Below are 10,127 nucleotides of genomic sequence, written 5' to 3'. Positions count from 1 at the left end.
TGTGGTCCGCTGCGGTGAGAGGCCCTCTAAGACCGACCCACGATTCGGTCAATAACCTAATTTCAAAAAAACGACATTTTCGAAAAATGACCGTTTTCAGCGGGGTTGACCTTCAAACGCCAAACGGCCCCACCGCCGGGGTGGGACCGTTTGCTCCATCTCATCCCCGGAAGCGGGCTTCCGAAAGATCGAGTTCGCGAGTCAGCTTGCGGATGGTCTCGCTGCCCACGCTGCGGGTGCGGATGAGTTCGCCAAGTGCCGTCCGTTCGGCCTTGAGGCCGACAAGCCGGAAATCGCGAAACAGCCGCTCCTGCTCGCGAGCGGCATCGCGTTCGTCTTCGCGGAGGCCTTCAATCCTTTCGCGGTAGAGGTCCATCACCCGGCCGCCCGCCGCCGCATAGCGGTCGGCATCGCCGCGACTCTCGGCAAGGTTATGCTGATGGCGCTCGATCGCCTTGATCGCCGCTTCGGCGGTTTTGACGCGGGCCGCGTCTTCCTCGGCCTGCTTGGACGGCTCACCCGGCATGGTGAGGTTCTTGAGCAGCACCGGCAAGGCGATACTCGCAAGGACCAGCGAAACGATGATGACACCCGCCGCCAGGAAGATGGCCAGATCACGTGCCGGGAACGGTGTCCCGTCGTTAAGGACCAGCGGCAGCGTCAGCACACCCGCCAGAGTGATCGCACCGCGCACGCCCGCGAAGGACATCGCCGCAACGAGCCGCCAGTTCGGCGTCGGGACCGCTCCCACTGTATCCTTGCCGCCGTTCGCCTGACGCTTGCGCAGGATCGTGAACTTGAGCGAGAGCCACACCCAAGCGAAGCGCAAAGCCGCAAGGCCGAGGACGATGGCGACGACATAGAGCGCCAGCCAGCCCGGCTGGGTATGGCCGGTGACGGCCACGGTCCGCTTCGCTCCGGCAAGGATCGCCGGAAGCTGCTCACCCAGCAGCACGAAGATGATGCCGTTGAGCGTGAACTGGATCGTGTCCCACACCGAGTTGCGCCGCATGCGGGTGACGGCCATCGCTTCACGCGAGATTTCCGCGAAGGTCATGGTCACGCCGGCGCTGACGGCAGCAAGGATGCCCGAGGCATGGAAGTGCTCGGCCAGCATGTAGGAACCGAAGGGGATCAGCAGGCTGACGAGGATCTGCGAGCCGGTGTCCTCGCCCCAGCGGCGCGTGACCCAGGCTTTGGCACGCGAGACGACGAGCGTGACCGCAACACCGATGGCCAGACCCGCGCCCGCAACCCAGAGGAAGTTGAGCGCGGCCCCCCCGGCGGAGAACGTGCCGGTCAGTGCCGCCGCGACGGCGAAGCGGAGGCAGACGAGGCCCGAGGCATCGTTCAGCAGGGATTCGCCTTCTAGGATATGCATCATGCGCTTGGGGATCGGCACGCGGGCGGCGATGGCGGAAACCGCGATCGGGTCGGTCGGCGAAACGACGGCAGCCAGCGCGAAAGCGACGGCCAGCGGCATGGCCGGAATCATCCAGTGAATGAGTAGGCCCATGCCGATCACGGTCGTCAGCACCAGCCCCAGGGCCAGTTCGACGACGGTAGAGACGTCCTTGAACAATTCGTCCTTGGGAATGCGCCAACCGTCAAGAAACAGCAGTGGCGGCAGGAAGAGCAGCAGGAACAGTTCGGGATCTAGCGATACGCTATAAGAAGTCGAAAGACCGATCACGCAGCCCAGCAATATCTGCACGAGCGGTGTCGGCACCGACCAGGGGAGCATGCGCGATACCGCACCGCTCACCACGACCGCCAGCAAAAGGAAAAGTACGACCGAAACTGACTCCAAACCTTGGCTCCTTCCATAATTCTCAGGTGAATTTCGCGGGAACCATGGCGGCTGGGGGCGCAGATTGCAAATCCTGCACCCGTATTTCTTGGCCTTATCGGGCGCGGGCAACCGTTTGATACATTTTCTATCGGACCCGCGTCGGGGCTTGCGCCGTTCGCGTGAGCGATGGAAGATGCAGGCAAGGCATTCCCGCAGTGCCACCCAAACGAAAGCGAGCAGTGACGAAGACCGCCTTGATCATCCGGCACGTTCCTTATGAAGGCGTCGCCGGCTACCGCATGCCGATCGAAGCGGCCGGATACGATGTCGACCGGATCGACGTGACCGATCCCGCCTTTTCCTCGCTCGACCTCTGCGAGCCGGACCTGCTCATCATGATGGGCGGTCCCATGGGCATCTACGAGCAGGACGAGCACCCCTGGATCACCTGCCAGATGCGCCGCCTTGCCCGGCGCCTGGAAGCGGAGCGGCCGACCCTGGGCGTGTGCTTCGGCGCGCAGATGATGGCCGCCGCGATGGGCGCCGAAGTCTATGCGGGACCGCACAAGGAAGTCGGCTTTCACAGTGTCTCGGTCCATGACCATGCTCTCGAAGGCCCGCTTCGCCATATCGCAGGCGTGCCGGTGCTGCACTGGCACGGCGACACTTTCACCCTGCCCGCGAATGTCGAGCTTCTGGCGTCGAGCCATCTCTATGCGCATCAGGCCTTCCGGCGCGGCAGCAATATCCTGGCCTTGCAGTTCCATGCCGAAATGGGCCTCGACCCGCGTTTCGATGCCTGGATCGAGCAATGGCCGGAATCGGTGGTCGAAGCGGGCGGCGACGAGGCCTCCCTGCGTGCAGCCCACGACAGTCTGGGTCCGGGCGCGGTGGCGGCGGGGCAGGCGATGATCGCGGAGTGGCTCACCGGGCTGCGCTGAAGCGCCCCTGCTTCAGACTTTCGTAGCCTTCTTCTCCAGCAGCATGCGCCGGACCTCCCGACCGCGCGCTGCCGCGCCGCTGTGTTCGAACAGGCCGAAAGGCGGATCGATCAACCATGAGGCGAGAGTGAAGGCGGTCTCCGTGCCGGGACGGCGCAACTGCTCACGTCGGCGCCAGTCCTGAAAGGGCACTCTCCAACCGCGACGATCGCTGGCGATCCGCACCCCCAGCCATTCCGCCAGCGTATCGAGCTGCACCGCGAGCGCGCGCCGGGCACGGGCTTCCGGGAACAGCGCGGCCAGTGCCGCACCGTCGATCCCGCCTTCGTCGCGGGCAATCGCCGCGAGATCGACGAGGTGGCGCAGATCGATCCGGCCGCGCCAGTAATCGCCCTCCTGCAACTGGTCGTGCAGCACGAAGAGCGCGGCCAGCGCCGCCGGAGAGGGCATCGCCGCCCTCCCTTCCCCTATCGCGAACGGGCAGCAGGAGGCAGCCAGCCAGGCCGCATCACGCTCGCGGCCCACGCGTTTCAGGCGGTAGTGGAGGTCCAGGCCGCCCGCATCGCGCTCCCGGCCGAGATTGACGCCCTGCCCGTCTTCATGCGTGGAGGAGAAACGGCGATAGCCGATGCTCTCCAGCGCCGCGATCGCCTGCGCGCCCTCCTCTTCGCGAACCATCAGGTCGAGATCGGTGAGCAGGCGATCGGCGCAGTCCGGTCCGCGCCGGGCGAGCAGAGCGGCACCCTTGAGGAGGATCGGCTGGATTCCCGCAGCATTGCAGGCGGCGACGGCCTCGGCAAGCTGGGCATGCATCAGCCCGTTGCGGGTGGCCGTGCGTTCGGCGATGACCTGAAGCAGACCGGCGACTTCGGGAGGGACTTTCGCGTTGAAAACCAGCGCTTTCGCCAATGCCGGGGTCACGAGCGCCCGATTGGCGAGTCCGAGCACCGCTTCCCAGTCGATCAGGGGCGGAACATCGCCCTTCAGGCACTGGCAAAAGTCCGAGAGCGCCTTGGCCGCGCTAGGCAAGAAGAGCCTCGATGGCGGGAAGCGCCTGTCCGGCCTCGGCATAGTGGAGCGTAAAGGTATGGGCGCCGTCGACCATTCGGGCCAGTCCGCGCATCTGGCCCGCCGTGCAGCGTCCACCACGCACGAAGCCTTCCTCCAGCAGCCGTCCTAGACAATCGATGGCGGACTGGGCAAGCAGTTGCGCCCCGGCCCCGGGACTGTCCTCACGTCGCAAGTCGACGATTGCGGCAACGCGCCGCCAACCGGGCGCGACGGGCGACGGCAGCGGGGCATAGCGCAGCCACTGCCCGTCGGCACGCAGGATCGGGGGACTATCCGCAAGGCCGGGAACGGCTCCCACGAGACGGTCCCAACTTCCGCACTTGATCGTCAGCGGCAGCGGCAGACCCATGGCCAGGCCGGTGCGGGGATCGAACAGGACGATATCGTCCCCGGCAAGGCGCAGCGTGCCGGGCGAGACCGCAGCCAGCGTCGCCAGCGTGGATTTTCCCGCACCCGGCGCACCGATCAGCAGGATCGTCTCGCCATCCGGGGTCGCCAGCGAGGCAGCATGGAGGGCAATGTAATCGTCCTGCTCCAGTGCGAGATCGACCACCATCCCGCGCAGCACGGGCGCGGCGCCTTCGCGCGCGACCAGCGTACCGGCGCGGCCGTCGAAAATGCCGGCAAGGTCGTTGTCCCCACCGAGTGCCGCCGCGGTCACCCGGAGATCGGCGCCGTGCTGCTGCGGCAGATGCGCATAAGGCGCGGCCAGCTCACGACCCCACGCACCGTCGGGAAAGACAATGGCAATATCCCGTGCGCCTGCCCGCAGGACGAGGCTGCTCCGTTCGGGCGACCCGGAAGCCTCGGATGACGCAGAAATGACGCGTTGCGCGCTCCAGTCCACCAGCAGCGCATCGACCTCGGCCGCCGAAAGACCGAGAGTGCCACCCAGCTCCAGGCGCAGATCGGCCAGACCGATGCCGTCGGCGAGGAGCGCGACGAGCATTCCGGCCGAGCCGTTCAGCGCATTCAGGCGCTGGGTGGCCTCGACGAAAAGGACCGGGCGGTCATCAATGACCAGCGGGAGGACGCCAGAGGCAAGGTGCAGGATCGGCGCATCGGCAACCGATCCTTCGTCCCTGGAGGAATCCCCGGGCACTTCCCTATCCGGCAAATCCGTTCCGCATGCTCCCGTTCCCGATACAAAGCCGCCGTGCATCGCGGCTCCCTCCCCCGGTTCGCCTCAGCCCCATCCGTTTCGACATTGCAGAAGACGCTCAGCGCCGATCGCGCCTGTCGCCGCCGTTCAGCTTGCCGCCACCGTCGCCCTTGGGAAGGCTGGCCTCGGCGCTCACCGAACCGGCATGGCTGTCGCCACCGCTGGGGACGCCCGTGTCCTTGGGCCCTGAACCGGAACCGCCACCGTCCTTGATGCTGCCGCCATCGCCGGTGGAGCCGCCGCTGCCGGACCCGCCGCCCGGCGTACCGCCCGAGCCCGTGCCGCCGCCCGTACCGCCGGAAGAACCACCTCCGCCGCCACCACCGCCGCCCGACTTGGCGATCGCAGGTGAACTGAGCGAAGTGGACAAGAGCATCGTCATCGCAGGGGGAACGAGAAGCGAATACTTCCCGCAAGCCGCCAAGAAAGATCGTCGGTCGTTGTGGCCCAATTCGGCCAGCTGTTCCTCTGGAAGCTTCATGAGTTCGACTCCTCGCCAAGTCACCCGAGGGTACATGACGAAAACAGGCCGGAAACCGGGAATGTGACAGTTTCTTGCGCGGCTATCCCGATGCCACGACCATCGGGATCAAATGGACTGCCGTCCTACCTCCAATGCGCCGCTTACAGGCTACCTACGGCTTAGAGCAGCGGGCTGACGAGACGTGCGCCGTTCTCGACGAACCGCCTCGTCCGGGGTCGCGCGCGCCATTCCGCCAGCAGGAGTTCATCGCTTCCGGCGATATAGCCCCGCTGGATTCGCGCCAGTTCGTCGATTGCCGGCCGGTCGAGCAGCAGCAGGCTGACTTCCTCGTTGAGCTGGAACGAGCGCACGTCGACATTGCTGGAGCCGACGATGCCGAGGGTATCGTCGATCCGCACCGCCTTCGCGTGAAGCAGGTAGCCGCGATAGCGGTGGATGCGCACGCCGTGCGCCAGGAGCTCGTCGTAATAGGACGCCTGCGCGAGGTTCACCAGCAGCTGGTCGACCACTTCCGAAACGATGACGTGGACTTCCACGCCGCGCAGGACGGCGGTGATCAGCGCGCCCAGCAGGCCCTCGTCGGGGATGAAATAGGGCGTGACCAGCACGACCTCTCGCTCGGCACGGGCGACCTGCCAGGTCAACAGGGTGAGAAACCCTTCCAGCGGGTAGTTCGCCCCACTCGGCAGCACTTGCAAGGTCGAGGCCCCTCCCGGAGGCGGCAGGGCGACCGCCGGTTCGAGCATCTCCTCGGTCTCCAGGAACCAGTCGGAAACGAAAATGGCGGACATCGCCGCGACCACCGGCCCCGTAACCCGCGCCACCAGTTCGCGGTTGGTCACGCCGGGCCGGAAATCCTTGGCGACGATGTTGAGCGAACCGGCATAGCCGATCCGCCCGTCGATCAGGAACAGCTTGCGGTGGTTGCGCATGTCGCGGCGGGTGCGTCCCCGGATCAGGCGGAACGGCAGCATCCGCCGCACCCGCACGCCCTGCCCGCGCAGCGCCTGCAAGGTGCCCTTGAGCCAGCGGTAGGAACCGACCGGATCGACCAGGACGTGACAGGGCACCCCGCGCGCCACTGCCCGGCCGAGCGCGGCGATCACTCGCTGCGCCGTGGCATCGTCGGCGAAGATGTAGGACAGCAGGCGGACGTGCTCCCGCGCCGCATCGATATCGGCGATCAGACGCGCGATCACCGTGTCGTAATCGTCGATCAGTTCGATCGCGTTGCCGGAAGCGGCGGGAAAGTGGCCGAGGCGCCCGGCCAGTTCGACCACTTCACCCGCATTTTCGGAGGCCGCCGGAGCCTCGCCCGCGATGCGGCCCGCGACATCTTCGAAGAAGCCGCGCAGGCTCTCGAAGCGCTCGACCCGCCAGGCCGGAAAGCGCGGGCTGCCGATCGCGGCGAACAGCAGCAGCCCCGGCACCGGCAGGAAGAAGATCAACAGCAGCCAGCTCGCCGCCGCCGCGGGCGTGCGCCGCAAGGGCACGACCGCCAGCATCGTCAGACGGATGCCCCACTCGGCGATGTAGAAGGCCTCGCCGAGAGTGGGCAGCGTCATCATGCGGGGATTGTTGGGCAATCCGCGCAGGATGGCAAGCGTTTGCGCGTGCTGCCCCATCCTTCGACAAGCTCAGGATGACCGGACTTCGAAAAGCTCAGAAGGAGCGGGCTTCGACAAGCTCAGGATGACCGGTCGTGATCCATCAATCCCATTCCTGTCGCCCTTCCGCTCAGCCCGAGCCTGTCGAAGGCCCCGCGACGAAGCGCTCGATCTCAGACGGGATAGGCCGCCGTCAGCGCCTTCAGCCGCGAAAGGATATCCTCGGGCATCGGGAAATCGTCGCGGTGGTAGTCGCGGTGCCCCTTGCCTGCCTGCTCGACGAGATCGTCGTGCATGCTGCCCATCAGCCCATTGATGGCACTGAGGAAGCGCGACATGCGGTAGCCCTGCTCTTCGGGTTCGAGCGTGCGCAGGGTATCGTAGAACGAGACCTGCCGACTCACGACCTTGCGGATACTGTGGAAACGGTGCCCGGTCAGCGAGCCGGTCGAGAGCCAGCCGCGAAGGCGGCGGAACTCCGCCTTGCGATAGGCGAGGAAACCGGCGGCATCTTCCAGCTTCACGCCTTCGACCTCACGCTGCACCGCCATCCAGACCGGCCAGGACAGCAGCACGCGCAACATCAGCGCATAGCCGAACACCGCTGCGCGCCGACGGTTGCGGAAGGCGTCCTGCAAGTGCCCCATGACCGCCACGGTCGAGCGGAACAGCAGCGGCGCCTTGTGGCTCGCCCCGTAGAGCACGAGAGCGAAGCGCAAGTGCTTGTAGGCGGCGCGGATATGCTTGTAGCGCCTGCGGGCATCCTGTGGCAGGTCTCCGGTCAGCAGCAGGGTGCCGACCAGTTCGCGCAGGGCGGCGCGGCTCGCCCGGTCCCGCCAGAACTGGCGGCAGAGGTTGAGGCAGCGTTGCATCTCTTCCCGCGTGCAGTCCACCGGGATCGGATCGGGCAGGCTGACCACCGGATCGACCACGTCGTCCATCTCGATCGCCTCGAACAGGGCGACGAGCGTTTCCTGAGAATAGGTCATGCGGGCGCCTCCTCGGCCATGATGTGCGAAAGCGTGCCCCGCGCCCTGTAGGCCCAGAGCGTCGGCATGAACATGAAGAGCGCCTTGAGACAGACCCCCGCGACATAGGCCAGCCCCGCGCCGGTAATGCCGAAGAAGTGGATCAGCACGAAGAGCAGCACGGCATAGCCCGCTGCAGCCGTGCCCTCGGCCACCAGCGCCGAGCGCTGGCGCCCGGCCATGTAGAGCAGGGATTCGAGCGGGAAGCTGGCCATCGTCACGATCAGCGAGGCGGTCATGAGCTGGAGCAGGTCGTAGGCCTCGACATAGCGCTTGCCGAAGACGAGACCGATCACCGGCTCGCCGCCGAGGATCACCGCCAGCAGGATCACGAAGCCGATGCCGCCCGAGATCAGCGCACTACGGATGGCAAGCTGCCAGGGATGGCGACTGGTAGGGTCGAGGCGCATGATCTCCGGATAGAAGCTGCGCGACATCAGATCGGCGGGCTTGCTGGCGGAATCGAAGAAGGTCGCGGCGATCTTGAACAGGCCCGCGCTTGTCGGCCCGAGCAGGGCACCGACGATCAGGTTGCTCACCGGCCCCCAGGCCGCCCAGATCGAGTGGGCGAAATTGGTGGTCCAGACGAAGTCCCAGGCGCCCGAAAGCCGCCGTCCTGGGCCGAACAGGCCCGGACGCAGCGCTCCGTGGATGCCCCGGCGGCGCAGTTCCTGCATCGACATGAACCAGAGGCACAAGTCGCCCAGCAGGTCGGCGAGATACCAGGTCATCACGAAACCGGCGAAACCGAAGCCACCGAAATAGGAGATCACGCCGCCGAGCGCGCGCAGCGCGGGCGTGACCATCTGCTGCACGGCGATCTGGTCGAAGCGGTCGAGCACGCGCAGGATGCCGGTGGGGGTCGCCGCCGTCATCGTCGGGATCAGCGTGCAATAGAGCATGGCCAGCTTCACGTCCTCGGCCGGAATGCCGAACCATTCCGCCAGGAACGGCAACAGGACGAGGCCGCCTGCAAGACCGATCAGGCCGCTGGCAAGGTCGAGACCGAAAGCGAAGCCGGTGACGTCGCGGAACTCGGCAACGTCACCGCGCCCCAGCGCGGGGGTGCCGTAGCGAACGATGAACTGCCAGGTCTGGAACTTGACCAGCGCGCCCACGCCGTTGGCATAGGAATGGATGATGACGAGCGTGCCGAAAAGCGCCGGGGTCAGTCCCCGCCCGGCGCAGGCCAGCGCGATAAGGCCCAGCAGCGCGCCGACCAGCTTGCTCGACCCAAGATAGGAGGCATTGCGCACGATCGTGCGGAACACCCCGTCGGAAAACCAGTGCTTCATGGAGACGGCTTTCATCACGCCGCCTTCCGGCCCACGGCGCTGCCCGAGGCCTCGATCTGCGACAGGCGCAGGTCGATCGCGGCCTTGGCCTGCGCCAGCACCTCGGCAAGCGGCAGTTCGGCATCGATCTCGACGATGGGTGCCCCTTCGAAGGTCAGGCGCGGCACATCGGCCACCTTGCGCGCGAGCGAGGACGCGCGGTGATCGGGCTTGCGGGCCATCGCCACGTCCAGCGAGACATTGAGCCGCAGCACCAGATCGGGCTTGTTCGCCACCATCGCCGCATAGCGACGGCGCTCCGCGCGCGCCAGCCAGCCGACGATCCCGTCCTGCCGGGCATTGGCGAGGCCCAGACCGTCCATCGGCCCCGGCACGCCGAGCTGCGGGAAGCGATCGCCGATGATCGCGTTACCGGCCTCGCGCAGCTTCATCATGCGGGCGAAGCGGCGCACACGGCGCATCGAGAAGAGGTAGATCACCAGTGCGGCACCGAGGCCGGGACCCTTGTCGGTCTGGGCCTTCTGCGCCTTGGCATGGATCGACTTGTCGAGCTTGCCGCCCAATAGCGGCAGGCGCGCGATGCGGCGGCCGATATTGCCGGATTGCTTGCCGAGGTGGCAAATCTGCGTGGGTTGGCGCTCGTTCATCCAGAGGCGCAGCGCCTCGGTAACGGTCGACTTGCCGGAGCCGTCGCAACCGACGACGGCGATGAGCGGGGGAAGAGAATGACGGGACATATGAAAACCT

Annotated in this window: 9 protein-coding genes; 1 reads left to right on the top strand and 8 read right to left on the bottom strand. The window is 66.4% G+C overall.

Going from position 1 to position 10,127, the window contains the following annotated elements; all coding sequences use genetic code 11:
• Positions 1-160: 160 nt before the first annotated feature.
• Positions 161-1,810: a Na+/H+ antiporter gene (locus tag AC4D6D_RS19510; protein WP_491328680.1), complete on the bottom strand. Its 1,650-nt coding sequence runs from the start codon at positions 1,808-1,810 to the stop codon at positions 161-163.
• A 221-nt stretch (positions 1,811-2,031) separates the two neighbouring features.
• Between AC4D6D_RS19510 and AC4D6D_RS19505 the strand changes: the two genes are divergently transcribed.
• The gene (locus tag AC4D6D_RS19505; protein ID WP_491328679.1) at positions 2,032-2,733 is read left to right on the top strand and encodes a glutamine amidotransferase; all 702 of its coding nucleotides are present in this window, start codon (positions 2,032-2,034) and stop codon (positions 2,731-2,733) included.
• 12 nt (positions 2,734-2,745) lie between these two features.
• Here AC4D6D_RS19505 and AC4D6D_RS19500 read toward each other — a convergent pair whose 3' ends face one another.
• From AC4D6D_RS19500 to AC4D6D_RS19470, 7 genes are all read right to left on the bottom strand, one after another.
• Positions 2,746-3,762 carry a nucleotidyltransferase family protein gene (locus AC4D6D_RS19500; protein WP_491328678.1) on the bottom strand — a complete coding sequence of 339 codons (1,017 nt, stop codon included), beginning with the start codon at positions 3,760-3,762 and terminating at the stop codon, positions 2,746-2,748.
• Positions 3,755-4,906 (bottom strand): hypothetical protein, encoded by a 1,152-nt coding sequence (locus AC4D6D_RS19495; protein ID WP_491328677.1) that lies wholly within the window; start codon positions 4,904-4,906, stop codon positions 3,755-3,757. Before AC4D6D_RS19495 ends, AC4D6D_RS19500 begins: the two co-directional genes overlap by 8 nt.
• Before the next feature lie 118 nt (positions 4,907-5,024).
• On the bottom strand, positions 5,025-5,348 hold the full coding sequence (locus AC4D6D_RS19490) for a hypothetical protein (protein ID WP_491328676.1): 324 nt from the start codon (positions 5,346-5,348) through the stop codon (positions 5,025-5,027).
• 260 nt (positions 5,349-5,608) lie between these two features.
• The gene (cls, locus tag AC4D6D_RS19485) at positions 5,609-7,018 is read right to left on the bottom strand and encodes a cardiolipin synthase (RefSeq protein ID WP_491328675.1); all 1,410 of its coding nucleotides are present in this window, start codon (positions 7,016-7,018) and stop codon (positions 5,609-5,611) included.
• 212 nt (positions 7,019-7,230) lie between these two features.
• Positions 7,231-8,046 (bottom strand): hypothetical protein, encoded by an 816-nt coding sequence (locus tag AC4D6D_RS19480; RefSeq protein ID WP_491328674.1) that lies wholly within the window; start codon positions 8,044-8,046, stop codon positions 7,231-7,233.
• On the bottom strand, positions 8,043-9,395 hold the full coding sequence (locus tag AC4D6D_RS19475; RefSeq protein ID WP_491328673.1) for a lipopolysaccharide biosynthesis protein: 1,353 nt from the start codon (positions 9,393-9,395) through the stop codon (positions 8,043-8,045). Before AC4D6D_RS19475 ends, AC4D6D_RS19480 begins: the two co-directional genes overlap by 4 nt.
• The gene (locus AC4D6D_RS19470) at positions 9,395-10,117 is read right to left on the bottom strand and encodes a nucleoside/nucleotide kinase family protein (RefSeq protein ID WP_491328672.1); all 723 of its coding nucleotides are present in this window, start codon (positions 10,115-10,117) and stop codon (positions 9,395-9,397) included. Before AC4D6D_RS19470 ends, AC4D6D_RS19475 begins: the two co-directional genes overlap by 1 nt.
• Positions 10,118-10,127: the final 10 nt, after the last annotated feature.

The organism is Novosphingobium sp. BF6 (assembly GCF_058273105.1).
This window is presented reverse-complemented; position numbering and strand designations above follow the sequence as displayed.